The organism is Rhodopirellula maiorica SM1 (assembly GCF_000346295.1).
Classification (GTDB): Bacteria; Planctomycetota; Planctomycetia; order Pirellulales; family Pirellulaceae; genus Novipirellula; species Novipirellula maiorica.
Genome location: NZ_ANOG01000429.1, coordinates 1 through 23961 on the forward strand (window position 1 = coordinate 1; position 23961 = coordinate 23961).

The following is a 23961-nucleotide window of genomic DNA, read 5'->3' on the forward strand; positions in this document are numbered from 1 at the left end:
CGATCGCAGCAACGGCGGTCATATAAAACATTCCCGAATTGGTTTCGTATCCGGTAAAAGTCAATGCGAAACCGGCTGCAATCCAACCGATGGTGCCAAGCACCCGAATACCGGGAAATTCCTTTTCCGGATCCGACATGTTTTTCAACGCGATCGTGTTGGTTAACGCCAACGTCGGATAATAGGTCAGCATGTAGCCGAGAAAGAATCCCCAATTGATGACCGATGGCGAAGGCGATTCCCCCTTCATGAACGACACCGCCCCGAACATGATCACCCCGCCGAGAAGATGCAGGATCGCAAGTACTTTTTGAGCCGAGAAAAAGCGATCCGCGATCAGCCCGACCAGCAGCGGCGTGAGCAAACCGGCGATTGGGCCCACCGAGTAAGTATTTCCAAAATCGGCAGGTCCGAATCCGATCGTGCTCAGATAGTTGGGGGCAGTAACATACCATGCCCCCCAAATAAAGAACTGCAGAAACATCATGACGGACAGGCGGATGCGAACACTAGGAGCCATTGCGCGGGACTTCCGTTGGGTGGGAGGAATAACAGGCGGGTTGAAAAGCGACGTCGGTCTAGGGAAGTGCTTCGAGGACTTGCTTCGCTGGAACCGGATCCACTGCTTCCAGAGGACTGTCGTCTCGAGCGAAGAACATTAAATGTTGCCAAGGCAGCATGTTATACTCTTTCACAAGCTTGAAGTGGTTCCGTTCGTACTCCTTCATGATCTGATTTTTTGACATCTTATGCAGGGGCTTGATCGGCACCGAAGGATCCTCCTCACGGTACTCCAACAGCGCAATGACGCCGTTGGGTTTTAAAGCACGGTGCATGTGCCAAAGCATCGATTCAGGATGCGAAAATTCGTGGTACACATCGACCATCAAAATAAGATCAACCTCGCCAAGGGGCAGATTGGGATTGTCGACGCTTCCGAGAATCGGTTCGATGTTTCGCAATTTGGCTTTAGCGCCGCGAACACGAAGCTTCTGCAGCATTTCACGCTGAATGTCGACCGCCAGCACGCGGCCGCTCTCGCCAACCTTTTTCGCCATCGGCAGCGTCCAATAACCATTGCCGCAGCCGAGATCACAAACGACCATGCCATCGGTCAACTGCAACTGGACAAACGACTCCGACGCATTTTCTTCGTCGTCGCGGTTGTCACGAATCAACCACGGGGCGCCTTGATGCCCCATCGGCTGGGCGACGATGCGGCCTAGATAGGTTCGACGCGGCTTTTCATCCGGGGGGGAAGCCGCAGGACCAGCAGAGCTTTGTGAGGTTGGCGGTTCCGCCGTGGTGGAGTCTTGAGCGGAAGCGTTGGGTGCCGAACAGACGATCAGTCCGACACAGAAGCATCCGGCCCACAACCACAATCGTATTTGTTTTGACTCAGTCTTCGTCGCGTGCGACAAGTTCAAACTGAGGCTCGAACGCATCGTCAAAATCAAAGACGTCATCAAAATCCTCGCGGCGATCGGTTTCACTTTTACGCATCTGTTCGATGCGAATCAGATTGTACACCAATTCACCGAGGTCGCTTGTCGAGCGAATGCCCCAATTCGCTAAAACCATTTTGGCAAGGTAGCCATACTGATCAATCGCGTAACGTCGACACGACTCGCAAAGTTGTTGTCCCGTCACATGATTCGGATTTTCCGAAGACACTCCTGGCGATGGATCAACATCCGCCATCGCCGCGCTCGTCGCTTCGTTGTTCTCGTGAGCGTAATGCAGCGACTCGCGAATAAATTGATAAGCTTCGATGCGATAACGTTTGTCTTCGTTCAGTAAATCGCGAATCGCTTGAAGAGGAGTCGTCATGAGGGAACTCTGGGAACACGTCGAATGATTTGACGGACGAGGAAGCGATTGCTTCTCTGCCGCGTGTTTCTATTTTGACCGCTCACTCGAAAAAAAACAATTCGACTGAGATTGCCCTTCGACAAAAGAGTGTGAATATCAATCACGATCGAACAACACCAGCGTAGGGCCGCACGGTTGGCAGCCACGAATAGTAGCGGTTTTCCGCCAAATCCCAAATAAAAAAGCTGGTGGGCAACACAATGCGTCGTGGGGCAAACGACGGAGTTGGTCACCCACCAGCTAGCTTGGTTAGGCCCCTCTCGACAGGGACCTGATAACTGTTCGCTGGGAAGAGCAAAGCTCTACGGATAGTAAACCCTAAAAGTCGATTTTCCGCAATGTGGGGGGCTCATGATTACGCGAAAATCTGCCGCAAATTTCGGATTTTTTGCGCTGCATTCTCAGCAAGTCTAACTCACAACGTGTTGAAAATCGACTCTACAGCACCGAAATAACGACGGATGACCGAAGAAGTACTCAACTTTTTCTACCGAAATCAGTAAGTGCTTGTGGGGCCTGCGGTTACGCCGATTGAGGGAAGCCCGAGTTGCGATCGACACTCATCAAGCATCTCTTTTGTCCGACTGGCGCCAACCCGCGTGACGCCCATTTCTCGCACTTTGATCACCATATCGAGATCTCGAATTCCGCCTGCTGCCTTGACCTGGACGTTTTCAGCAACCCGTGATCGCATCAACTGCAGATCGTCGATCGTCGCACCACTGGTTCCGAACCCCGTCGACGTTTTGACCCAGTCGGCATCCAATTCACTACTGATCTGACAGAGACGAATCTTGTGATCGTCATTCAAGTAGCAATTCTCGAAGATCACTTTGACTTTTTGCCCTGCTTGGTGCGCGACATTGATCACCGCTTGGATGTCATCGTGAACATACGTCCAATCGCCGCTGAGCACCTTGGAAATATTGACGACCATATCGAGTTCCTCGCAGCCATCGGCAATCGCGCGTTCGGCCTCAGCCTGCTTGACCGCGGTGGTGTTCACCCCCAGCGGGAACCCGATCACCGTCGATGTCTTGACCGTGCTGCCTTCGAGTAGCTCCGCACATCGCGGCACCGCACACGGCATGATACAAACACTGGCCACGTCATAAGCCAACGCCAACTTGATTCCATGATCCAGATCGGAAGCCGACAGCGTTGGTGCCAACAACGCATGATCGATCATTTTCGCGATGTCCGAGTAAGTAAAATTGCTGTTCATGGTTTTAATTTTCGGAACACGTTAGTTCGTTTGGGGCGAGGTCGTATCCAAGCAAAGCCGCCGGAGTCGCCAACGAGCCGCTGAGGTGAACATCGTCACCGCGAGCGATGGCAATCAGCAATTCAGCAACGGATACCTTAAATCATCTTGGCAGTCCGATACAGTCAATGGAGGGGACTGGCGAACGAGCACCCCTATCGACCTATGATCTACGGTGCAAATGCAGCGGTGAGTTGCACGGAACGATTGTTTTCCAAGTCCAGCAAATACTGTTTCGTCTCGAGACCGCCGGGAGCACTAAATCCGCACAGATGCCCCGAAGATGCAACCACGCGATGACACGGAATCACAATAGGAATGCGATTGCGAGCCATGCTGCTACCCACCGCTCGGCTTGCACGTGGGCTGCCCGCACGCTCGGCAAGCTGTTTGTAGGTGAGCGTCGTGCCGGGTTGGATTTCGCGACAATGACGATAGACCTCTTTCGCAAATGGAGTCCAATTCGTTTCGTCCACCGGGATCGTCTCGAACGTGGTACAGCCCAGTTCAAAAAAAGCACGCAATCGTTCATCGAGCGATTGCGTCCAATCCCGAACCGCCTTGGAAGGCACTTGCCTAAAACATTCAGGGCGTTCGTTTCCCCACTGCAAACGCCACAACCCACGCGATGTCCAGACCGAATAGAGGACGCCAAACGGAGAATCATGCGTTGCCACATGCACTGCAGCAGGCGTTTGATTTCGCCTGTTGTGAGTTGGCGGTGAGTGATGCTGCGGCACGATGGCGATGCTTGGTTTCAGCGATGGCATCTCTATTTCCCGATACAAAAGCGACCGAATACGCGATCCAGGATATCGTCAGTGTAAACCGTCCCGGTGACTTCACCGAGACACTCCACGGCGACACGCAGTTCGGACGCGACAAATTCGTGACCGTCGCCTTGTTGAACAAAACGAATCGCCGTTTCGATGCACGTGGCGGCGTGGGCGAGTGACCCCGAACAGCGTGCGGCAGTTCCCATGATCGACCCGACCTCTTCCTGGTCACGCGACGCAACGAATTGCGATACGCGGTCACGCAGCTGATCAACGCCTTCGCCCGTGATCACACTGGTATAGATCCAATCGGATTGCCGTGTCGCCACATCGATCAGATCGGATTTCGTCGCGACCCAAATATCAACCGACGACCGCTTGGACGAACCATCATGAGTTTCAAAATAACGCCGCTGGGCAGCAAGATCATCGTTAGAAGCATCGACACACCAAATCCGCACATCCGCGTTTTGCGACGCACGCAGCGCCTGGGCCTGGGACGCGGCAGTGATCTCAAACAGCGGATCTTGCTGTGCCCGGCTTTCGATTCCTGCGGTGTCGACCCACTGAATTTCGTTTCCGCCAAGCACCGTTTCCACCGACACAACGTCGCGAGTGGTGCCGGCGACATCCGCCACGATCGCCACTTCGCGGCCCACCAGTGCGTTGATTAGATGGCTTTTCCCTGCGTTCGGATTTCCTCGAAACGCAACGATCGCTCGGGCACGGTTACCTCCGCGAGATTCCATCGATTGGCGAGTTTTTTCGACCGCAGCATGAATCACACTCAGCCGATCGACCAACGCATCGTCACTGATAAATTCGATGTCCTCGTCGACAAAATCGAGTCCCGCTTCGACGTCGGCAAGCAAGTCCAGCATTTCGCTGCGCATCTGTTCGAGCGGTCGAGACAAGTTGCCTGCCAATTGTTTCAGTGCATGCTCGAGCGATCCCCGTTGCTCTGCTTCGATAACGCCCAGCACCGCTTCGGCTTGCGGCAAATCGAGTCGCCCTGCCAAAAATGCTCTCATCGTAAATTCACCGGGACGCGCCGCACGAGCGCCCGCAGCACTCAGCACACTGACGATCGATTGCAGCACCGGTGCGGAACCGATGGTGTGCAGTTCCGCAGACGGTTGCCCCGTATAACTTTGCGATGTGGGCCACAACGACACCGTCACGTCCATTTCACCAAGCGGCATTCCCAGATTGATCCGGCTGTGGATCACTTGGGGGCGTTTCGTGTGTGAGGACACTACGCCGACCGATTCCAAAATCGGCACCACCGATTGTCCGGACATGCGAACAATTCCTCGCATCGCGGGCGTGGTCGGTGACGCAATCGCCACGATGGTTTCGTTGGAATCGAGCATATTAATGGACAAACGCGGTTGATTTTGATCGCGACCGTTTTGATCGTGCGATCGCCGGGTCGTTGACGCTTGCTCCGGCTTGTCGCAACGCGTCAATGACCGCGGATTGGCTGACGAGGTCTCGCAGCACAATCGGTTGGTTCGGATTCGATCCAGGATAGATTGCCAAAACGGGAATCGAACGACTCTGCAATTCAGCCAGCTTCGATTTGATCTCGGGGTTGTGATCGGTCCAATCGGCCAACATCGGCACCGCATCGAGTTCTTCGATCACCTTGCGAGTTTCTTCGGTATTCAACGCAACGTTGTAGTTGACGATACAGTTAACGCACCACTTTGCCGTAAAGTCAATCATCACGGTGCGTCCTTCGGCCTGTAATTCTTGCAGTCGATCTTCGCTGTACTCTTCCCAGGCGATCGTCTTGACGCCGTCTTGAGGAGCCGGCTCGGCGCCCAAGTACTGAAACGCCATAAAACCAATGGCCGTCGCGATCCCAACTCCGCTAACCCAAGCTAACAAACGTTTTTCGATATCGGCCCAATTAGGCACTTTGCCAATGATCCAGCATCCAAACCATACACCCATCAGTGTGACAAACACAGGAACTTTGTGGTCGTCGCTGAACTGGTTAAAAAAGAACGCGACCGTCGCCAAGAACAAAAACGCCAAAAACTCTTTCAACGTTTCCATCCAATTGCCTGGCTTCGGCAACCATGCAACCAGCGTAGGCCAAATACCGATCATGATATAAGGAATCGCCATTCCCAATCCGATCGTCATCATCAACGCGGTCGTTTCTGCCGCCGTCAAGGCGATCGTCAAACCAAAAATGGCTCCAAGAAACGGGCCACTACAAGGCGTCGACAACACCGTGGCAAACGCTCCTTTGGCAAACGCCCCGGGATAACCTTCGCGTTTTTGCAAATCTTGGGACACTTTTCCACCGGCCATGCCCGGCGCTGGAATTTCCCACACGCCAAGGTAGCTTAGCGCCATCGCAAACATCAGCAGCGTCAAACCGAGCCGGACGGGCAAGTAGGTAAACTGTTCACCCCACGAGAGTGAAAAGACGACGGCCAATGCCGTTAGCAGCGCGAACACCGACAGGATGCCGGCTGCGTAAAAGAAATTCAGCAAGAACGCTCGCTTGCGATCCGCGCCAGCTTGCTGAACAAAGCTCATCACCTTTAACCCCACCACGGGCAACACGCACGGCATAAAGTTCAGAATCACCCCGCCTAGAAACGCAAACATCAACACGACCGCAAAGGGCCGTCCTTCCGAGTCGTCGCCATCGTTGATTACGATGGGTTGAACCTCGGTGGCGGGATGATCCGCAGTATCCTCAGCGTTACCATCGAGTGCAGTGTCATCTCCGGCGTCATTCGCTGCCTCGGCAACATCATTGTCGCCGGACGGATCGGTCGTCGTGTCGCTGCCGGCATCTAGCGGAGCCGGTGCTGGTTTGGGTTGCAGTTTATCAACCCAATCGGTCTCCGCCGCCGCATCAAGCACATCGGCGCGTTTGGCGCGAGCGAATTGGACTGCCGCCGTTGAGGTTTTGGCCGCTGTGGTCTTGCCGACGTCCAACGTCGTTGAAAACGACAGCGCCATCGGTTGTTGGCAACTCTTGTCGGTACAGGCTTGGTACGCGATCATGCCAGCGATTTTGTGGTCACCAAGTTGGGCGTCCGCAGGAACCTCTACTGGAATCGACCATGTCACCGTGCCTTTGTGGAACATCACGCCCGGCAACAATTTGACATCGACGGGCACCGCAATACTGCTCGCTTTGGGTTCGCCAACCCGGAGTCCCGATTTCTCAGACACCACCATGTTGGTCGAAAAATCGGCATCGTCGACGGTCAATTGATAGACATGGAACCCCGCATCGGGAATCGCAGTCAGCTTTAACGTCGCTCGTTCACCCGGTGCCACGGTGGCAGGCGTCAATTCCGCAGTCCACTGCACCTCGTATCCATCGTCGCGGAACGGTTTTGTGGCGACCGACTTAGCCGGTGCAACCGCCTGATTTCCGACTTCAGCGTCAGCCTGTGTCATCGTCGCAGCAGCCGCCGCGTTGCCTGCGAAGGCGGCCGTCAACGTTTCCGAAATGGGGATGCAGGCGCCGTCGGGTTTACAGACCTGCGCTTCGACCGCGATCGAAATCGGTTCACGAAAATCAGCGGGCACGACAATCGGTGCGGACCACACCACGCGTCCCCCATGCTCTTCGATCGTAATCCCTTTAAAGATCTCCGACACACTCTTGTGAGGTGCTTCGTCGGGGACGAACTTGCCCGCCAATTCCACCGACTCAGGTGACTCGATCGACAACTTCGTCTTCATCGGTCCGCCGGACGGCTGGGTCACCGAATAGATGTGCCATCCCGCGTCCACATCGACGATCACTTCCAAACGCCCTCGCGCTGCCGATTCGTCAACAAAGTACTTGGCTTCCCATTTCGCCGGGTCCCCCGAGTCTTGTCCAAATCCGCCCAGAGAGAAATCGGAAAAGACGCTGCCGTCGTTGCCGAATCCCGTCTGTGCTGTTGCGACATGGGGGACACCGACCAAAAAGGTCAGTAACAAACATCCAAGTCCGAGAAGTCCGCCGCCGTTTTTATTTAACATTTTCAGTACGCTTCAAATAAGCTCGATGCCGTGAATCCAATTCGCTTAGCCAACCGATCATTTCCCGAGTTTATCAATAACTCGAATCCATTGATCGATCCGCTGGGCAATGTGCTCGTCATCGTAAGAAAAAATCTGATTATCGAGCAATAACCAAGACGCCCAATTGGCAAGGTTAATCCAGGCTGATAAGTGAACGATGCCCTTTGCAAGCACTTCTTGCTTCTCATCCAATGACGATTCTAGCCGATAACCCGCCAATACCGAATGCCACGCAAGGTGCACGTCAGTACACTGACCCAAAAAACTGGAAATCCAGCGGGCCAGATCGGTTGCCGGTGCGTCGACACGAACCGCGTCGTAATCAATGATCCCGACGACCGAGCGACCTTCGCCTGCGTCATCGTCGGACGAATCGGTAAAAAAGATGTGTTCGGCGTGAACATCGCCAAGCACAATTTGCGTCTCGACCGGCTGATGTGACAACGTCGCCAACGTACCGGTAAACGGACCAACCAGTCGGTTCCAATCGGCTCGGAATCGCTCGATCGCCATCTGCAGCGAAAACCGCAAATGCGGATGTTCGATCCGCGTCAAATCGCTGGCGAGGAGTGCGTCCATTCGCAAACTCAATTCCTTTAGCCGTTTTTGACGAGCCAAAACGCACGGTGGTGGTTGAGTGTGGTTCCCTAACGAACGAACCGATCGGTGAAACAACGCAATCGCCGATGCACCACGCTTCATCACTTCATGGCGTTGACGATCCGATTCCGCATCGATTGCAACGCCAGCGGTCAAGTTGGTCACAACCGCTCGATCGCTCGCGAGCAGATCGATCCCGCTTGCCGGCTCGCGCCATGGCTGGCCCGCAATCCACTGGGCCAATTCCCAAACATATTGCCCATCATCAACGGCGCTGCGATTATCCGCAGCTGCATCGACACCCCCGCATCGTTTTAGCTGGGGCACAAGATCGCAGCCATTTTCATTGGCAGTGATCATAACGTGATGGATCTGGTCCACACGTGATAAGGAGGTGTGGAGCGGATAACGTTTCAGTGCCCATGTCGAACCGTGCATGGTTGTAACGCGAAATACGGCGGCACCGCTCAATCCCGATGCAATCGAATCGACCGATTGGATATCCGAAAGCTCGAACCAATTCACCAGTACCGCACGGACAGCATCCATCATGCGGCGGCCCAGCCATCGTCGACACACTGTTGATGAATCAAACGAAGCGATTCACGCAGCGAATCGTCGTGAGTGAACATCGTGATTTGACGACGTCGCGCATCCTGTTCGATATTGATTTTGATCCAAACGGTTTCGTGTGGCATGACGGAACGAACGAGATCCGCCCATTCGACCAACGTCCAGGCCTGAGGATCATCAAAAAGTTCCTCGACGCCTAACTCTAAAAATTCATCGTCGTCGGTGACGCGATAGGCATCCATATGATGCAACGTGATCGAGCCGTGATGCGTTTGCAGCAGTGTAAACGTGGGGCTGGTCACATCTGCGGGATCGATGCCCGCCGCCGCCGCGATCGACTGGACGATTCGTGTCTTGCCCGCGCCCAGCGTCCCAACCAAGCCAAAGGATATCCCCGGCGACAGCCCCGCAACCATTCGCTGTGCCAGCGAGTCGACATGTTCTAGATCGAGATGACACAGGCTCAACGCGAGCTGATTCGTATTTTCGAGGTCCAAGGTCCGACGCTCCGATTGGTAGTGAAGCGAAGTAGTTTAGATCAAATTCCACATCCCGCGAGCCCGCCGGATTGTCCGCATGCCGGACCGATTCCACTAGGCAGCGTGACGCTGCGAAGTTGGGGTGGCGAAGTGGGCCAGCGTCTTTTCGAGACAGCCCAGCGTTTTCAGCGTCTGTCTGAACACGGCGGCGGCCTGAGGAGTGGACTCGAACCCGAGATCCTCAAGCAGTTCGAGCATCTCGGCGAGCTCAAACTGAAGCACCAATTCTTCGGGCGTTTGGGGCAACCGGCTCACGAGAACACTCCGACGGGGAATCTAAACGAAGGGCCAGCCGCAGGATCACTTCGTCAGCCGTAATCCGCGTTGTCGATCGCGTTGACCGACTCCTTCCAAAAGTTTCGTTCGGAATATTGCGTAAAATCCGATATCAAAATCGTCCGTGACGGCTGCGTGTTCAGTTCCTCCTGACCGCTGGTGCGGATTAGGCAAAATAGACCACCGCCCAATATCCGCATCGCGGAAGAGCCAAAAAATCTCGCGACACGCTAGGATCACGGCCGATGCTCGTCGCCAACCTCCCTGGTGGTGGTTGGCGACGTCAGAAGTCAGCGCCCGACTTAGCGGGCACCTTTATTCAGCGGTTCTTCGACCACGATCGCCGCGGGGAAATCCGCAGCTTCCTCACCACCACGCTCGGCCCATCGTTTGTTCTGCGAACCGCCGCGTGGCTGATTCATCGGGATGTCCATCCCGCCGGCATCGCCCAGCATTTCGTACAATCGGTTCTCCATCTGTTTGGCGACCGATTTGTAATCGGGGTTGTTGATCAGATTCTTGGTTTCGCCAGGATCGCTGGACAAGTCATACAGTTCATCGACGTCCCACAGACCGTAATAGGTGATGTATTTAAAACGATCACCGCGGAGGGCAAATTGGGTGGGCGACTGCGGGAAGTTCTTTTCCCAGTAGTAGACATACAGAAAATAGTCTCGCCAATCCAAATCGGGATTGTTGGGCAGCTCCAAAAAACTCTTGCCGTCCATGTAGCCGGGCGTTTTCAAACCGGCTGCGTGCAAGATCGTCGGCCCAATATCGATGTTGCCGATCACCGATTCGACCACGGTGCCGCCTTCGTAAAGTTCAGGGCAATGCATCATCATCGGAACGCGGATCGACGCTTCGTATGAAACACGCTTGTCGATCAAGCCATGTTCACCCCACATAAAACCGTTGTCGCCCATGTAGATGACCAGCGTGGAATCATGGATGCCCATCTTTTTCAGTTGATCGAGCACTCGGCCAACACTATCGTCGACCGCCAATAGCGATTCACAATAGCGGCAGTACAGATAATCGAGGCCATTGTCGCTGTGGTAAGAAAAGTCGATGCCATGCCAACTGTTGCGTTGATCGCGAACCCAGCGAGGTGCGTTGTTTTCCGCCGTGATCTCCTTGCCGCGCGGCAGAAAGCTGAGGTCCGCATCGGCATAGCGATCGGCATGTCGCTCGGCAGGCGTGAAATTCGAATGCACCGCTTTGTGCGACAGATACAGGCAGAACGGTTCGTCCGAGTCCTTCTGTGAATCGAGCCACTCGATCGCATAGTCGGTCAATTCGTCGGTGATGTAACCTTTCTGCTTGACCCGTTTGCCGTTGACATTCAGCGTGTATTTCGGTCCTGGTGGCAAATAGTTGCCCTGCCCACGAAAGCTGATCCAGTGGTCGAATCCGGGACGTGGATCGTCGTGCTCGCCGCCCATATGCCACTTGCCAATAAAACCGGTGCGGTAGCCGGCGTTTTGAAGGTACTGAGGAAAAAAGATCGTTCCCTCAGGCACCGCGCGATTGTTGTCAATCACACGATGTTTGTGCGTATACAGTCCTGTCAAAATCGAAGCACGGCTGGGTGAACACAACGACGTGGTGACAAATGCATTCTTCAAATGGACCCCGCCCGAGGCGAGCGAATCGAGATGCGGCGTTTCCAAAAACGGATGCCCCATGAACCCCATCGCGTCGTAGCGATGGTCGTCGGTCAAAATGAAAACGACGTTTCGGGGTTGAACGCCATCGATTTTACCAACCTCAGGCAATCCGGCCGAAGACGATTCAGCGCCCGATTGGGCACCAGCACTGCCGCAGGCAAAGCAAACGAAAAGAGTTCCAGCAATCAAACGCCAATTCATGAAGTCGTCTCCAAAGCAGATCTGCAAGGATGTTGAAGGGGGGAAGGGGAGGAAGGAAGCCAAGGGAGCGAAATAGACACGGCTGGGCAAGATGCCAAGCAACATGTCGCGACGCCGAGGGACCAATGATAACTCGGTCGCAGCAAGCCGTGGGAATTTGCTGCATCCCCGTTGCCTGCTAGCATTTTCCGGCTGTTAAATTTTGCCGATTATAAGGATTTATTGGACTGAGTCGATTGGGATGGCCGAATTGACAACTATCCACTCGGCAAGACGACGAAGGTCTAAATCCAATGAAACCGACACAACAGCTCTCACTCCTGACTCTCTCCATCGCCCTCCTCTGGTTCACCGGTTGTTGCGGTCCCACGTGCGGCGGCGGAGCCAACGGCCCGTTCATGCTCGGCGGCGGTGGCTGTGGCAGCCCCGGATGCGGCGAATGCGAAGGGTGCGGTGAGCTGTACGTGGATCCTTGGATTAATCATCCCGCCGACGCCTGTGATCCATGCGACCGATGCGGCAACCACAACGGCCAATCATGTGGCAAATGTCGATCGGTGTTCTCAGGGATTGAGAGTCTGTGGGGATATCGATGTGGTGTCGAAGCAGGCTGTGATGGTGGTTGCGACGCAGGGTGTGATTCGGGTTGCGAAGTCGGCTGCGGTTGCGAATCCTGCGTTTCGGAATCTTATCCGAGCGAGTTTCACAGTGGCGGAGAATATATCTCTGGTGAATCGCACTACCCTGGCGAAACAATCGTCGAATCCGAAGAACCGGCTTATAAACCCGAACGAACTCGCAAGATCTTTCGCTCAAAGCCTCACGTAGCTCGCGGCGTGCCCACCCCTGCGACACGATAATGTCGGCGAATCGAATGGCGTGTCATCCACGTGACAAAACCAAACAACAAAAAGCGGCCGCCCTTTACGGGGTTGGCCGTTTTTTTTTTTGCGTTAGCGAGCAAAACATGGGCACCGAGCAAAACGCTGACTGAGCAGCTAGGTGTCTTACGGAATGCTCGTGGCTTCGGCAACGCGGGGGATCACGTCGCGGTGTTGCGAGCTTGCTGCAAACGCATGTGACGATGCTGAATCGGTTGACTCAGTAATCAAACCAGCTGCCGACGCCAATCTGCCGTTCCCGCTCGTTAAAGAACTCGAACTGCGTGGTGTAGCCGTTCAAGTATTGCAGTCCAAAACGAAGCCGGCGTTGCGACGCCATTCCCTGCCACTGCCACCCCGTTTGCAGCGTCACGGTAGGCGAAAAATCGACCGCTTCACGGACGTCAAGGTTGATGGCGTTGAAGGGGCCACCGCGTTTTGGCTGCAGCGGGACCGGAACATGCTCGGCGCCGATTTGAATTTGAATCGGCTTGGCTCCGCCAGAGGTCTTTACGGCGTACGCAAATTCACCGTACAGACGGAGCGGATCGGAGGCTTGGTAGCTGACGCCGGCGATCAACGATTCCGTTACATAGTTGACTCGTTGGAACGTCGGAAAGCGTTCCATGTATTCGTCGCCCACATGCGACGAGATGTGGAAGTAGCCAAACTTTGCCGACCATGGCCCATCGGCTCGCGTGATCAGCGTTCCAAACCGGAAGTCCATCGATTCAACGTCTTCCGAATTTTCAACATCCAACCGCACCATCACGGCGCCTTCGAGATCCCATTGCCAACCATCCGCAGCGGCGGCACCCGGCGTTCCGTACCGCAACAATCCAACGCGTCCGCCGAGCGTCGCATCCCACAACACTCCCTTCTCGGTATCGCTGAACAGGACCGTTGATATACGCGGCTCGTGAGGCCCGGCGAGATACGACTTGTAAAGCAACCCTTCAGGCAACATGACCCAATCCGGCCGCGGCCGCGATTGGCTTGGTACCGATGAGTGCACCGATGGCAACCACTCTCCGGACATTTCGTCGTGTTCGTGCAATCCATGCTGTTCGGGAGATCCATACTGTTCGGGCGATCCGGGGGACTCCGAAATCAGCCCGCTATCGAATTCCCATCCGGGCGTATTACCTGTCCGATCCGATGGCAGCGCCGGACTGTCATGGCTTGGATCGAAAATATGGAGATTTGGATCGATGGCCCGCGTACTTTGGTTTCCGCTAGCATCCGTCAACGGAAGAGAGGCCTCGTCAACCGGCTTGCTCCAAGGCAACTCGATCGGCGATCGCTCTTGCCCATGGCTGGCTAATCGCAGCAACGATGCATCGACCTCGCTGCCGCGGATCGATTCAGGCGTCATCCCACACAACAGCAGCGCGAAAATAAACGCCCGCTTCGCGGATCGTGAACGCTGAAAACGGAAATGGCTGAGAGAACGAATCAAGTGCCACCGGCAGCACGGAGGTAGATGAAACGCCCCACCTTGAAAGCGTTTAAGACCCCAGGACATCGATCGGCGATGAAATCATCCCCAGACATCCGAGCAAGTCTACTCGTGTTGTTTCGACATTTCCAAGAGACACGCTTCGTCTTTTACCCTAAAAATTTTGCAGCGATGACGACCAACAAAGCTAGCAAACACGGGCTCGCAAATGATTGCATTGCGAGAATCACTTTCGTGGTTCGAGCCTTTTAGCGGGAATTAGCAGGGTCGCGCAAATTGGCAGAGCCGTGAACCATCGAACCGCAAGTTTCTCGTTGGGTTCATCTTGTTCAATCCTTGGCAGATCGATAGGCTGAAGTTTCGCGCCGATGAAAAGGATGTTTCACGCGTTTTCGGCCAGGGAGGGGAATTTTCGTGCTTCGTCGACGATCCATTCGTATAAAACTTTTTGCCGCTCTGGGGCTACTTTCAACGATCATGTTGATCCTTGCCTTTAGCGGCTTCTGGGGGCTTAACCGCTACCAGCAACTCGCCGACGCGATCAGCCGGCGGGCGACGGAGATCCCATACGCCAATGATATCAATCGTTTGGCTGAAACGCTGCGGGATCGCAACAGCCGGCTCAAGGATCTGCAGCACAATGGCGGCATGATTGATGCCGCGCTTCTGGAAAACCCGCTCGTTGAAATTGAGCGGTCTCGCTACAAACAAGTTTTGCTAGAACTTGATTTGCGACTTCAGCTTTACGAGGACGTACTGAACTCGATCGATGCCGAATCGAATTTGCTTGTCGATGCAGCGCGGCAGCGACTCAGTTTGGCTGAGATACGAAAATCAGTCGATGACCTGGACCGTTTTCATCGCCGTCCCGTCACGATCGACTACTCGTTGAAAAGCGAATTGTCCGAGCGACTCGATTCGCTGGTCGAACAAACCCACGCTCACCTGTCGCTGATCCATGGCGGCATGGCGGCGTTTAGTCACGATGTCCGCGGCCAATATCGAACCTGGTTTGCCGTTGCCTGTCTGTGCACGATCGTATCGATGAGCTTGGTGGCGTTGTTGGTTTGGGGATTTCACTCGTTGGTCGTCAAACCTTTTCGCACACTGATTGTCGGATCACGATTGGTCGCCGGCGGGCAATTGAGTCACCGCATCGACTTGGGAACCGGCGACGAGCTCAGCGAGTTGGCCGCTGCGATGAACGAAATGACCGACCGGTTTCAGAAAGCGTACAAAAAAGTCAATTCGCTCTGCACCGACTTGGATCGCCAAGTCCGAGAGCGAACCCGTGAAGTGATCCAGAACGAGCAACTTGCCAGCGTCGGTTTTTTGGCGGCAGGCGTGGCTCACGAGATCAACAATCCGTTAGCAACCATTGCCTGGAGCGCCGAATCACTTGAATCACGACTCGAGGAAGCCGTCTGTTTAGCAGGCACCGAAAACAAATTCGACGATGACTTTATCGCCATTGTACGAACGAATTTGCGGCGTATCGAAGACGAAGCCTTCCGCTGCAAAGGGATCACCGAACGGCTGCTCGATTTCAGTCGCTTGAGTGAAGTGCGACGTGCATCGACAAACTTAAAAGAGCTTGTCGAAGAAGTCGTGTCGATGGTCAGCAAGGTGGGCAAGTATCGCTGCAAAACATTGCGTACGCATATCGCCGAATCCGCCTTTGCCCACGTTAATCCGCAAGAGATACGCCAAGTCGTGCTGAATTTGGTCACCAATGCGTTGGAGAGCGTGGATACCGATGGCGCGGTCGACATACACGTCCACAGCGATGGCAATACGACCACAGTCATCGTCCAAGACGACGGTTGTGGAATGAGCGCCGATGTGCTGAAGCACTTGTTCGAACCGTTTTTCACACGCCGCCGCGACGGCACCGGAACGGGACTCGGATTGAGCATCACCTACCGCATCGTTTCCCAACACGGCGGATCATTGACCGCACACAGCGATGGCGAGGGGCGTGGATCACGAATGGAAGTTTCCTTGCCCGCCCGCGCCGAACACGAAGACAACCCTACGAAAAGTCGCGATACGATTGGATGGAATCATGAGTCAGTCAAAGCAGCCTAAACGTAATGCAATGCATATCTTGTTCGCTGACGACGAAAAGAACTTGCAAGAGTTGATGCGTAGCGAACTACCGAGAATGGGATACACCGTGACGGTGTGTCCGGACGGTTTGACGGCCGTCGCCGCACTCGAAAAAGAACCGTTCGATTGCCTGCTTGTCGATTTAGACATGCCGGGCATGAATGGTATCGATGTCATCGGCAAGGCGCGTGAATTGCGTCCTGAAATAGAAGCGGTTGTGATGACCGGCAAACCGAGTCAAGAAACCGCGATCGCGGCGCTGCGTCACCAAGCATTTGACTACCTAACCAAACCCTGCCGTCTAGCCGACATTGCCGGACTGCTTGGACGCGTGGCCGAGCGTCGTCAAACCAAACGCCAACTCGCAGCGCTACAACATCGGTTAAAACGCGCCGAAGGCGATTGCAAGATGGTCGGCAACGGCGCCGCGATGGAGGCCGTTCGGAACCTAATCACCAAGGTCGCTCCCACCGAAAGCAGCGTGCTGATTCGAGGCGAAACGGGCTGTGGCAAGGAATTGGTCGCACGCGCGATCCACGATTCTAGCTTGCGTGCCGAGCAGCCAATGGTCGCAATCAACTGCGGTGCATTACCAGAAAACCTGATCGAAAGCGAACTGTTCGGACACTGCAAAGGCGCCTTCACCGGCGCCGACGCAGCACGCACCGGATTGTTCGAAGTCGCCGATGGCGGCACGATCTTTCTGGACGAAATTGGCGAACTGCCGCTTGCGATGCAAGCCAAATTACTGCGAGTCCTCGAAACCGGTGATATCCGTCGACTCGGTGACAACCAAACCGTCAACGTCAACGTTCGAGTCGTCTGCGCCACTCACCGCGATCTCGAAAAAATGGTCGAAGAGGGAACGTTCCGCGAAGATTTGATGTTCCGAATCAACACGTTTGAAATTCATGTCCCCGCACTGCGAGAGCGCACCGAAGACATCGTTCCATTGGCGTCGCACTTACTGTGCCGACACCGAACCGATGGCGGCAGCGAACATCTCTTTACACCCGAAGCGATCGCGGAACTCAAGTCGCATCAGTGGCCAGGAAACGTTCGCGAACTTGCCAATGTGGTCGAGCATGCAGCGATCTTGTGTGATTCACTGCCGATTGGAACCGAACACCTTCCGCGTCATTTTGGACGTCGTCAATTGCGAAAAGAATTGCGAGAGTCGGAACCAATGACGTTGCGTGAAATGGAAATGATCGCGATCGAGCGAGCCCTTTCCCGGCACGATGGAAACAAGCCCGCCGTGGCCGAAGAATTAGGAGTCAGCTTGAAAACGCTGTACAACAAAATCAATTCCGCCGAAGAGAAAAAGTTGGCGAGCTAATCAAGCGATTCGTTTCACCCACGCGGAATGCCAAAGCAGCGAGACAGGCGATTTAGATTCCGGTGCGTACCAATCCCACTGCGACTCCGACCACGGTAGCGGTCTTCACGTATCGAGGCGGAATCGCCGCGTTGGCTGATTGCAACCGAATGCGATCCGCTTCGGGGTGCCAAAACGCCAATGCGGATTCGCCATCGGGTGTTTGCGCCACCACCAATTGCCCCGGAAAGGCATGGTCTTGGCGTTGCACAATCACGTAGTCGCCATCGACGATTTTGGCGTCGACCATTGAGTCACCACTGACTTGCAACACGAATCGGTTGTCGCCAAACAGCATCTCGCTGAAGTCGACTCGTTCGTTTTGGTCGGCCGAAAGCGCCGAAGGCGACCCGGCAACAACCCCGCCCATCGACAGGCTGTTGGGGTTACGGTCCGCCGCGTGCGTCAATTCGATCGCCCGTGATTTATTCGGACTTCGGATGATCAAGCCTTTACGCTCAAGAGCACGCAGGTGACACATCACCCCGTTGGGACTCTTGATACCGAAATGTTCACCAATCTCCCGGACGGTTGGCCCGTAACCTCGCTTAACAATCAGCGAGCGAATCATGTCGTATACATTCTGCTGGCGGTCTGTGAGTTGAGCCGACATCGAGGGGGCCTTTTCTAACACTTTAGGGGTCACTATGTCGCTAGCATAACAAGCGCATGCTAACGATTGTACCACGCACTAAACGCGTGTCCACAGTAATCTGGCGTGGGCGACCTGCCCCCGTCTGTGCGGGGCTCTTCTTGATGAGAACGATCCCACTAAGGGGAGACCACACCCCCTAACGAAACCGCAATAGCCACCACTCCAGCGGGGATGCACCACCATGCGAACCAGTGAAGGCGATCCAGGCGGCTCCAGCCGATTAGCCATTTCAGCGCGATGATGCCAACTAAAAAGGAGACCACGGCTCCGATGGCCAAAGCGGTCGGCGAAAACGCGACATCCGCGGAGTCGGCCTGCATCGCTGCAGAAAGCTGGCGTGCTTCGATAAAATCCTTCAATTCGAGCACGACGGCGCCACAAATCGCGGGTATCGCCAACAGAAAAGAGAACGTAACCGAATCTTCGTTCTTCACTCCCAACAGTCGAGCGCCCAGGATCGTGGATCCGCTGCGACTGATGCCTGGCAGAATCGCAAACGCTTGGAAGCAGCCCACGCCAAACGCGGCCAGTAGACTCATCTTTTGGTACTCGCCGTCGCGAGGTTTGAGACGGCCGAGCAAAACCAGGAAAATTCCGGTTACGATCAACATCGAACCTGCTAAAAGTGGCGATCGCATCAGCCATTCAAAGTTTTTCTTGATCGTCAAACCTACGATGACTGCCGGGATTGTACCGACGATTAGCATGCCAATCACACGACGATCGCTGAACAAAAGATCAAGGATACGTCGCCAATAGATCACCAGGATGGAACCAAGCGTGCCGGCATGAAGGATGATCTCTAGCGTTGGCGATTCACTCAATTTGCCCGTCAACGCTCCGAGTACCACCAAATGCCCCGATGAACTGATGGGCAGAAACTCGGCGATCCCTTGCACCACGGCGAGAAATAGAATCTGTAACACGGCTAGGTTAGTCCTTGGCGAAGATCGGGGCGAAACAGCGAGACGGACTCGGATTGAGCCATGCGGGTTTTAAAGGGCGGTCCGCAGTTGTGGAAGGGCAACGTCCAGTGTTAGAAAATCGGATTATAGTTGTCGCTGTGTCCACCGCGACTTAATTCAAAAACAGGAAAGTTTTGATGCACCACAGCGAAGACTCCGTTGCAAGTCAGACGGGAGCTGACCAAATCGCCTCTGGCCCGATCGATGGCAGCGGCCCAGTCGATGGTAGCAGCCCAGGCGATAGCACCGTCGGGCCACCGCAGGATCTCGCAACAAGTCCGACCGTTTTGGGCGACGTCGTGAACGTGGTCCGCGGCTTCTGTATGGGGGCGGCAGACACCGTGCCGGGAGTTAGCGGTGGCACGGTCGCATTGATCCTGGGTCATTACCAACGATTGGTCACCTGTATCTCTCGCATAGACTCACAATTTGTTTCGCTGGTAGTGCATTCCAAAATTCGTGAAGCAGGGCGCTACATTGACTTTCGTTTTTTGGCCGCGTTGGGTTTTGGCATCGCCACAGGAATTGTCTCGCTAGCCGGGCTGATGCATTGGTTGCTGGACCACAAACAACCCGAGACCTTCGCGGTTTTCTTTGGCTTGATCGTCGCCAGCGTTTGGATCGTTAAAAGCTATGTCAGTAAATGGCAGGTGCCCCAAGTGGTCGCGTGTGGGTTGGGCATCGCAGTGGCCGTCGCAATCACGTTGATGCCGATGGGCGAGGGAGACATGAGTCTTCCGTTTTTGTTTTTGAGCGCATCGGTGGCGATCTGCGCGATGATCTTGCCCGGGATCAGTGGCGCATTTGTATTGTTGTTGTTCGGAGTGTATCACCCGGTTACCGGACTGATTAAAGATGCAGCGCGAGGCAATGTGACGCTGGAATCGCTGGTCCAGATCGCGGTCTTCGCCAGCGGTTGTGCTTTTGGATTGCTGGCGTTCTCGCGATTGTTGCGTTGGATGCTAGAGCATCACCGTAGCACCACGATGGCGGGGCTAATCGGATTGATGATCGGCAGCGTCGGCAAACTATGGCCGCTACAACGACCGACACCCGAGACGGCTGATCTCGAAAGCAAGTTTCGTCAGATGGAATTTGTTTCCGCTAGCCAGTGGCCTGGCAGCATCACAGTCCTTGTCGGCCTAGCCGTTGCCGCAGCGGCGCTAGTGATTGTGATCGAAAGCATCGCGAACAAGATCGACCACAACGACCCCGCATAGCTGGAAACGCCCCCGCGTGACTCGTGACTGCACAGGTAGCGAGCTACGGCTTGTCCTATATTCTTCGCCCTATACTTTGACGGACGATGCACCCAAAAGTTAGGCCAGAGCAAACGGCCCTACTTACCGCGAAGACGGCACCGAAGAAAGCAGTGACATTGGCAGTCCAGTGCCGGACAAGGATTTTCCGAGCCACTGTGGAGACGCCGATTTTGATTCATAGCGATCGATCGCGCATTAAAAAACCCGCCTGTCGAGAGCAGAGTGCAACTCAACAGACGGGCATGTCTCGCAGTACCATCGAAGATGATCGCGAGTGGGGTGGCTGCGCCGAAGCATCAGCCCGCCGACTTTTACTACGGGTTACCACCCCGTTGGCAAGTACAGCAATAATCCACTTGATCACCTCCTTTCACAATCTTGTTTGACGATTTCAATCCGGGTGCCAACCAGAGAGGACTGAAGATCGTACGGAAAGTTTCGTTGCGACGCGTTATCGCAACACGGCAATCCCCATTATCACTACCAACGCAAGCGAAGGCAAGTAATTCGGAGGACATTTTTTCAGACGATCGATACCGCAAATTGGTTCACGGGATTCGTCAATTTTCAAAATTTTTTTCGACGCCGATGACAGTCCGCACTTTCGCTATGGAGCACTTTCGCTATGGATGTTTGAGGTTTGCAAAGACAGCGATCGCCTCGCTCGGACTGCAGCGAAGCAATAGCTCTAATAAATCCTCCGGCGCTTGCAACGATTTTGAATCGGGCACCGCAACCACAATATTGCGATAAATCACGTCGCTCCCCATCCGGTCGAAACCGACGCACCACCCTCCGCGTGGGCGATACCCAAGCCCGCCCGCCATCGCAATCTCAATTTCTTCAAGTGTTTGGGCGACACCTTGACGCAGCAACAGTGCCGCCTCGATCCACATCGCCAAACTCAGGCGGCTCTGCACCTCGTCGTCTGCGAAGTCTCTCGTATTGCGTGCATATTTATCCCGAATTTCAACCGCGGCGGGTGCCAGTGACTCGCTGCGACGCGCGTCGGCGTAATCGTAAAACCCACCGCCGCTGAATCGTCCGCCGCGGCCCTTTTTTATCATGGCCGGCAACATCGGCGAAGGATCAATACGTGTCGGAAACGATTGCCAATAGACACGCCCTGCATCGAACATCGTTCGCGAACCGATCAAATCGATCAATTCCAGCGGCGACATCGGCATTCCGTATCGCAACGCCGCTTGCTCGATCTGTTCCGCTGTCGCCCCTTGGCTGAGCAACAACATCGCTTCGTTTAGATAGGGCGAGAGCATGCGATTGACAATAAACCCCGGAGCGTCGGCCACTACCAGCGGCGAACGATCGAGCCGCTGAACATGCGCTGTGACCGCTGCCAAATTGTCTGACGCTGTGTCCGCCGTCGGAATCACCTCAATTGCGTCTCGAGACTCGACCGGCATGAAAAAATGCATCCCGATCAACCGAGATGGATCATCAAGCGACGTCGCGATATCGCCGATACGAAGCGTGGATGTATTGCTACAAAAAATCCATTGCTCGCCAAGCGATCGCTCGACATGCTGAAAAAACGTTTGCTTGACCTGCAACCGCTCGACGATGGATTCGATCAGGATCGGCGACTTGCCGGTCGAGACGTGATCGCGATGCGTCAAGTCGATCGTGGTCATGTCGGCCATATCCGAATGCGGCTCGGACACGGTCCAAACCGATAGATCTAAATCAAGTTCCTCGACGCATTTATCAACCGCTTCGCCATCCAGGTCGCCAATCGTGACCGAGACGTTGGCAGTCAAGTGAGCACGGACGATCGCGCGTCCCACCACCCCTAATCCAACGAGCAGTGTATCAGGCCGCGACATGATCAAGATCCAATGAGGGGGGCGAGCGTTTGAGCGATGCGGGCAGTCCATCGCCGTGTGCGTATTCTGCTGCAATTTCCCCCATTTTGGTAGATGCTGCATTCCTGGCTCAAAAGGTTGCCGCCTACGCAAATCGCAAAATTCCGTTTAGATTTACCCTTTCTATGGAAACAGCTAGCCACGACGATCCCTCCCGCGAAATTTGTGTTTGATGCGATTTACAAAAATGCATGGCGCTGGCAACGACTACGTTTACGTCGATTGCTTTGCCGAAAATCTTGATCACTGTGATATCACCGAGTTGGCAAAATCGATTTCACATCGCCATTTCGGCGTTGGCGGCGACGGATTGATCCTGATCCGTCCTAGCGATGTCGCGGACGCGCGAATGCAGATGCTGAATGCCGATGGCAGCGAAAGCGAGATGTGCGGCAACGGCATTCGCTGTGTCGCAAAATATGTCTATGACCATGGGATCGCTCAAAAAGAACAATTGAAAATCGAATCAGGTGGATGTGTACTCGATTTGTCGCTTGCGATCGGCAGCGACGGCAAAGTCGAAGCGGTGACGGTCGACATGGGCGAACCGATCTTGGAAGCCCCCAAGGTCCCTACGTCGATCATCGAGAGCGGCAAGGTGGTGGATTACGAAATCGAAATCGATGGCCACAAACTAGCAGTCACCTGTGTTTCGATGGGCAATCCCCACTGCGTCATCTTTGTTCCCGAAGCGACCGACGAATTGGTACTCGGACTCGGCCCCAAGATCGAAACGGATCCACGGTTCCCCAACCGTACCAACATCGAGTTTGTCGAAATCATCTCAAAAGACGAGGTGCGACAGCGGACATGGGAACGCGGCAGCGGCGAGACGTGGGCGTGCGGCACTGGTGCGTCCGCGGTCTGTGTCGCTGGCGTATTGACCGGAAAAACCAACCGCAAGATCCTGAATCACCTGCTCGGTGGTGACCTAACGCTGCAGTGGTCCGAAACGAACGGCCACGTGATGATGACCGGTGGCGCCGTCGAAGTCTTTTCCGGAGAATGGAACGCGTGAGTGATGCTGCACTAGCCGGCGAGTCGGTACACGCGATTTCGGTATCGGAGTTAAACGGTCATATCAAAGCGGTGATGGAAGGGACATTTCCAGCACTGTGGGTCGCCGGTGAAATTTCGGATTTGGTTCGTGCACGCAGCGGTCATATCTATTTCACGCTCAAAGACGACGACGCGCAAATCCGCGGAGTGCTTTGGCGAAATACCGCGATGCGAATTAAACATGATCTCGAAGATGGCCAGGCGGTGCTCTGTTTTGGCAACATTGATGTCTATGCGGCACGCGGCACTTACCAACTGGTTGTTCGCAAGGTCGAGCCGCAAGGCATGGGATCGCTGCAATTGGCGTTTCAGCAATTGCAGGTCAAACTCGAACGCGAAGGTTTGTTTGCCGCCGAGCGAAAACGGCCACTGCCGGCGCTGCCACGTCGAATTGGCATCGTAACGAGCCCTTCCGGAGCGGCGGTGCGAGATTTTCTGCAGGCGGCATCCAACCGTTACCACGGCGCCGACATTGTGGTAATTCCCGCG

The 23961-nt window shown here is 54.8% G+C and carries 21 protein-coding genes; 6 read left to right on the forward strand and 15 right to left on the reverse strand.

The window, feature by feature from the left end:
- The 11 genes from RMSM_RS13680 to RMSM_RS13725 form a co-directional block, all read right to left on the reverse strand.
- Positions 1-520 (reverse strand): MFS transporter (locus RMSM_RS13680; RefSeq protein ID WP_008696913.1); only part of this gene is annotated, 520 nt, incomplete at its 3' end.
- 58 nt (positions 521-578) lie between these two features.
- Positions 579-1445: a class I SAM-dependent methyltransferase gene (locus RMSM_RS13685; protein WP_081614151.1), complete on the reverse strand. Its 867-nt coding sequence runs from the start codon at positions 1443-1445 to the stop codon at positions 579-581.
- Entirely contained in the window at positions 1399-1830 is a 432-nt protein-coding gene (locus RMSM_RS13690; protein WP_008696916.1) for a Minf_1886 family protein, read from the reverse strand. The genes RMSM_RS13685 and RMSM_RS13690 overlap by 47 nt, the downstream gene beginning before the upstream one ends.
- Before the next feature lie 538 nt (positions 1831-2368).
- Complete coding sequence (deoC, locus tag RMSM_RS13695; RefSeq protein ID WP_008696920.1) at positions 2369-3097, reverse strand: deoxyribose-phosphate aldolase; 729 nt, start codon at positions 3095-3097, stop codon at positions 2369-2371.
- A gap of 209 nt (positions 3098-3306) precedes the next feature.
- Positions 3307-3906 carry a methylated-DNA--[protein]-cysteine S-methyltransferase gene (locus RMSM_RS13700; protein ID WP_008696922.1) on the reverse strand — a complete coding sequence of 200 codons (600 nt, stop codon included), beginning with the start codon at positions 3904-3906 and terminating at the stop codon, positions 3307-3309.
- A 2-nt stretch (positions 3907-3908) separates the two neighbouring features.
- Complete coding sequence (locus RMSM_RS13705) at positions 3909-5285, reverse strand: tRNA modification GTPase (RefSeq protein ID WP_008696924.1); 1377 nt, start codon at positions 5283-5285, stop codon at positions 3909-3911.
- 1 nt (position 5286) lies between these two features.
- Positions 5287-7920, reverse strand: coding sequence for a protein-disulfide reductase DsbD family protein (locus RMSM_RS13710; protein ID WP_008696926.1), 2634 nt, complete (start codon positions 7918-7920; stop codon positions 5287-5289).
- Positions 7921-7977: 57 nt separating this feature from the next.
- The gene (locus tag RMSM_RS13715) at positions 7978-9114 is read right to left on the reverse strand and encodes a phosphotransferase (RefSeq protein ID WP_008696928.1); all 1137 of its coding nucleotides are present in this window, start codon (positions 9112-9114) and stop codon (positions 7978-7980) included.
- Positions 9111-9632 carry a tRNA (adenosine(37)-N6)-threonylcarbamoyltransferase complex ATPase subunit type 1 TsaE gene (gene tsaE / locus RMSM_RS13720; RefSeq protein ID WP_008696930.1) on the reverse strand — a complete coding sequence of 174 codons (522 nt, stop codon included), beginning with the start codon at positions 9630-9632 and terminating at the stop codon, positions 9111-9113. Before tsaE ends, RMSM_RS13715 begins: the two co-directional genes overlap by 4 nt.
- 96 nt (positions 9633-9728) lie before the next feature.
- Positions 9729-9929, reverse strand: coding sequence for a hypothetical protein (locus RMSM_RS39820; protein WP_008696931.1), 201 nt, complete (start codon positions 9927-9929; stop codon positions 9729-9731).
- Positions 9930-10252: 323 nt separating this feature from the next.
- On the reverse strand, positions 10253-11821 hold the full coding sequence (locus RMSM_RS13725) for a sulfatase family protein (RefSeq protein ID WP_081614152.1): 1569 nt from the start codon (positions 11819-11821) through the stop codon (positions 10253-10255).
- 293 nt (positions 11822-12114) lie between these two features.
- Here RMSM_RS13725 and RMSM_RS36840 point away from each other — a divergent pair, with 293 nt between their 5' ends.
- The gene (locus tag RMSM_RS36840; protein WP_081614153.1) at positions 12115-12681 is read left to right on the forward strand and encodes a hypothetical protein; all 567 of its coding nucleotides are present in this window, start codon (positions 12115-12117) and stop codon (positions 12679-12681) included.
- Between the two features lie 241 nt (positions 12682-12922).
- On the opposite strand, the gene RMSM_RS13735 is transcribed toward RMSM_RS36840, so the two are convergent.
- On the reverse strand, positions 12923-14161 hold the full coding sequence (locus RMSM_RS13735; protein ID WP_236622127.1) for a DUF1207 domain-containing protein: 1239 nt from the start codon (positions 14159-14161) through the stop codon (positions 12923-12925).
- A 477-nt stretch (positions 14162-14638) separates the two neighbouring features.
- Here RMSM_RS13735 and RMSM_RS13745 point away from each other — a divergent pair, with 477 nt between their 5' ends.
- Positions 14639-16249 (forward strand): sensor histidine kinase, encoded by a 1611-nt coding sequence (locus RMSM_RS13745; protein WP_008696941.1) that lies wholly within the window; start codon positions 14639-14641, stop codon positions 16247-16249.
- Between the two features lie 10 nt (positions 16250-16259).
- Positions 16260-17609 (forward strand): sigma-54-dependent transcriptional regulator, encoded by a 1350-nt coding sequence (locus RMSM_RS13750; RefSeq protein ID WP_008696943.1) that lies wholly within the window; start codon positions 16260-16262, stop codon positions 17607-17609.
- Positions 17610-17661: 52 nt separating this feature from the next.
- Here RMSM_RS13750 and lexA read toward each other — a convergent pair whose 3' ends face one another.
- Together lexA and RMSM_RS13760 are read right to left on the reverse strand one after the other, a co-directional pair.
- On the reverse strand, positions 17662-18261 hold the full coding sequence (lexA, locus tag RMSM_RS13755) for a transcriptional repressor LexA (protein ID WP_040766459.1): 600 nt from the start codon (positions 18259-18261) through the stop codon (positions 17662-17664).
- A 158-nt stretch (positions 18262-18419) separates the two neighbouring features.
- Positions 18420-19229 (reverse strand): undecaprenyl-diphosphate phosphatase, encoded by an 810-nt coding sequence (locus RMSM_RS13760; RefSeq protein WP_008696946.1) that lies wholly within the window; start codon positions 19227-19229, stop codon positions 18420-18422.
- A gap of 176 nt (positions 19230-19405) precedes the next feature.
- Between RMSM_RS13760 and RMSM_RS13765 the strand changes: the two genes are divergently transcribed.
- Positions 19406-20488: a DUF368 domain-containing protein gene (locus RMSM_RS13765; RefSeq protein WP_008696948.1), complete on the forward strand. Its 1083-nt coding sequence runs from the start codon at positions 19406-19408 to the stop codon at positions 20486-20488.
- A gap of 665 nt (positions 20489-21153) precedes the next feature.
- On the opposite strand, the gene RMSM_RS13770 is transcribed toward RMSM_RS13765, so the two are convergent.
- On the reverse strand, positions 21154-22374 hold the full coding sequence (locus RMSM_RS13770) for a 3-hydroxyacyl-CoA dehydrogenase (RefSeq protein ID WP_160168291.1): 1221 nt from the start codon (positions 22372-22374) through the stop codon (positions 21154-21156).
- Between the two features lie 211 nt (positions 22375-22585).
- Between RMSM_RS13770 and dapF the strand changes: the two genes are divergently transcribed.
- Both dapF and xseA read left to right on the forward strand, forming a co-directional pair.
- Positions 22586-23431, forward strand: a complete 846-nt coding sequence (gene dapF, locus RMSM_RS13775) for a diaminopimelate epimerase (RefSeq protein WP_040766461.1) — start codon at positions 22586-22588, stop codon at positions 23429-23431.
- The coding region (xseA, locus tag RMSM_RS13780) for an exodeoxyribonuclease VII large subunit (RefSeq protein WP_236622128.1) at positions 23428-23961 on the forward strand (534 nt) is incomplete at its 3' end. The genes dapF and xseA, both read left to right, overlap by 4 nt.

Excerpts from the sequence above, each read along its gene's own strand:
- RMSM_RS13685 (WP_081614151.1), bottom strand. The coding sequence starts at position 1,445 with ATGCGTTCGAGCCTCAGTTTGAACTTGTCGCACGCGACGAAGACTGAG.
- RMSM_RS13690 (WP_008696916.1), bottom strand. The coding sequence starts at position 1,830 with ATGACGACTCCTCTTCAAGCGATTCGCGATTTACTGAACGAAGACAAA.
- deoC (WP_008696920.1), bottom strand. The coding sequence starts at position 3,097 with ATGAACAGCAATTTTACTTACTCGGACATCGCGAAAATGATCGATCAT.
- RMSM_RS13700 (WP_008696922.1), bottom strand. The coding sequence starts at position 3,906 with ATGCCATCGCTGAAACCAAGCATCGCCATCGTGCCGCAGCATCACTCA.
- RMSM_RS13705 (WP_008696924.1), bottom strand. The coding sequence starts at position 5,285 with ATGCTCGATTCCAACGAAACCATCGTGGCGATTGCGTCACCGACCACG.
- RMSM_RS13710 (WP_008696926.1), bottom strand. The coding sequence starts at position 7,920 with ATGTTAAATAAAAACGGCGGCGGACTTCTCGGACTTGGATGTTTGTTA.
- RMSM_RS13715 (WP_008696928.1), bottom strand. The coding sequence starts at position 9,114 with ATGATGGATGCTGTCCGTGCGGTACTGGTGAATTGGTTCGAGCTTTCG.
- RMSM_RS13725 (WP_081614152.1), bottom strand. The coding sequence starts at position 11,821 with ATGAATTGGCGTTTGATTGCTGGAACTCTTTTCGTTTGCTTTGCCTGC.
- RMSM_RS36840 (WP_081614153.1), top strand. The coding sequence starts at position 12,115 with ATGAAACCGACACAACAGCTCTCACTCCTGACTCTCTCCATCGCCCTC.
- RMSM_RS13745 (WP_008696941.1), top strand. The coding sequence starts at position 14,639 with ATGTTGATCCTTGCCTTTAGCGGCTTCTGGGGGCTTAACCGCTACCAG.
- RMSM_RS13750 (WP_008696943.1), top strand. The coding sequence starts at position 16,260 with ATGCATATCTTGTTCGCTGACGACGAAAAGAACTTGCAAGAGTTGATG.
- lexA (WP_040766459.1), bottom strand. The coding sequence starts at position 18,261 with ATGTCGGCTCAACTCACAGACCGCCAGCAGAATGTATACGACATGATT.
- RMSM_RS13765 (WP_008696948.1), top strand. The coding sequence starts at position 19,406 with ATGCACCACAGCGAAGACTCCGTTGCAAGTCAGACGGGAGCTGACCAA.
- RMSM_RS13770 (WP_160168291.1), bottom strand. The coding sequence starts at position 22,374 with ATGTCGCGGCCTGATACACTGCTCGTTGGATTAGGGGTGGTGGGACGC.
- dapF (WP_040766461.1), top strand. The coding sequence starts at position 22,586 with ATGCGATTTACAAAAATGCATGGCGCTGGCAACGACTACGTTTACGTC.